We start from the raw sequence: 1670 nt of genomic DNA, 5'->3' as shown, positions 1-1670 counted from the left end.
GGGGCGGCGCCCGGCGGCGCCGCGGGGTGTGGCGCGGTGGGGGGGACCCCCCCCCACCCCCGCGCCCCCCCCTCCCCCCCCCCCGGCCCCTGCCGTGTGCGGGACCCGACGGCAGGTCAGTCGTCCAGGACGGTCAGGTCGATCCTCGCCAGCCGCTGCGGGTCCGCGAGGATGTCGAGTCGCACGATCTTGCCGCCGCTGACGGTGAAGGCCATGACCGACATGACCTCGCCCTCCGGGGCCGTGACGGTGCCCAGCGCGCCGTTGACGAGCGCGAGGCGGGCGTCCGGCGCGAATCGCCGGTACATCCACGCCTGGCTCGCCACCTCCCGCGCCCCGCGCACCAGCTTCGACAGCGCCGACGCCAACGCCCCACCGTCCACCCGCAGGACGACGTCCGGGTCCAGCAGCGAGACGAGCGCCTCGAAGTCGCCCCCGCGCGACGCCGCGACGAACGCGTCGACCACCTTCCGCTGACGTGCGGCATCGGTCTCCGGCTCCGGCACTGCCCCCTGCACCCGCCGCCGCGCCCGGCTCGCGAGCTGCCGCGTCGCCGCCGCGTTGCGTCCGACGATCTCCGCGATGTCGTCGAACGGCACCGCGAACATGTCGTGCAGCACGAACGCCAGCCGTTCCGCCGGCGGCAGTGTGTCCAGCACCACCAGCATGGCGAGCCCCACCGAGTCGGTGACCATCGCCTCCTGCTCGGGATCGGTCCCGCGGATGCCGCTGACGATCGGGTCGGGCAGGTGGACGTCCAGCGGGTCCTCACGCCGTGAGGTCCGCGACCGCAGCATGTCGAGGCAGATGCGGCCCACCACCGTCGTCAGCCAGCCGCCGAGGTTCTCCACCTGTCCCGTGTCCGAGCGGCTCAGACGCAGCCACGCCTCCTGCACGGCGTCATCGGCCTCGGCCACCGAGCCGAGCATCCGGTACGCCACGGAGCGCAGATGCGTCCGCTGCGCCTCGAAGCGCTCCGCCAGAAGTTCTTTTTCGTCCACCGGTCACATTCTCCCGTCGCGATCCGTCAGTGCAGTGACGATCCGAACCGAGCAGCAACTGACACTCGATCTCGAGGAGAGAACCATGGAAGCACGCATGAAGCACCCCGCTTTCGTCGTCCCGTCCGCCATGCAGGCGCTGCTGGCCCTGGGCAAGTCGACCAAGTCGACCGGGCTTTCGGACGAGCTGCTGGAGCTGGTCAACCTGCGTGCGAGCCAGATCAACGGCTGCGGGGTCTGCCTCCACATGCACGCCCGCGACCTGCGCAAGGCCGGTACGAGCGACGAGCGCATCGACACCGTGGCGGGCTGGCGCGACGCCCCGTACTTCACGGACGCCGAGCGCGCGGCCCTGGCCCTCACCGAGGCCGTCACCCGCATCGCCGACTCCGCGGACCCGGTGCCGGACGAGATCTGGAACGAGGCGGCGAAGCACTACGACGAGGCGCAGCTCAGCGCGCTGCTGCTCGCGATCGCCGCGATCAACGTCTGGAACCGGCTCAACGCGGCGACCCGGCAGGTCGCGGGCTCCCTGGGGGCCTGACGTGCCCGATGCGGTGGGGGGGGGGGGGAGGGAGGGGGAGAAAACGAAAAAGGATGTCCTCCCCCCGAAAAAGAGAGCACCACAAGCTCCTGGGGGAGAAGAAAAGGGGGGGAGTGTGACGCCCT

2 protein-coding genes are annotated in these 1670 nt (G+C 71.6%); one reads left to right on the top strand and one right to left on the bottom strand.

Annotation, left to right across the window (positions count from 1 at the left end):
- Positions 1-116 precede the first annotated feature (116 nt).
- Positions 117-1001 (bottom strand): RNA polymerase sigma factor SigJ, encoded by an 885-nt coding sequence (sigJ, locus tag ACFXOM_RS30195; RefSeq protein ID WP_385040426.1) that lies wholly within the window; start codon positions 999-1001, stop codon positions 117-119.
- An 85-nt stretch (positions 1002-1086) separates the two neighbouring features.
- Here sigJ and ACFXOM_RS30190 point away from each other — a divergent pair, with 85 nt between their 5' ends.
- Positions 1087-1545, top strand: coding sequence for a carboxymuconolactone decarboxylase family protein (locus ACFXOM_RS30190; RefSeq protein ID WP_384939664.1), 459 nt, complete (start codon positions 1087-1089; stop codon positions 1543-1545).
- Positions 1546-1670 lie beyond the last annotated feature (125 nt).

This window comes from Streptomyces sp. NPDC059169, assembly GCF_042755225.1.
GTDB lineage: Bacteria > Actinomycetota > Actinomycetes > Streptomycetales > Streptomycetaceae > Streptomyces.
The sequence above is the reverse complement of the archived record's forward strand: the minus strand, read 5'-3'. Positions and strand labels throughout refer to the sequence as shown.

Bases quoted from the DNA above. Each gene is read 5' to 3' on its own strand.
- ACFXOM_RS30190 (WP_384939664.1), top strand. From the start codon at position 1,087: ATGGAAGCACGCATGAAGCACCCCGCTTTCGTCGTCCCGTCCGCCATG.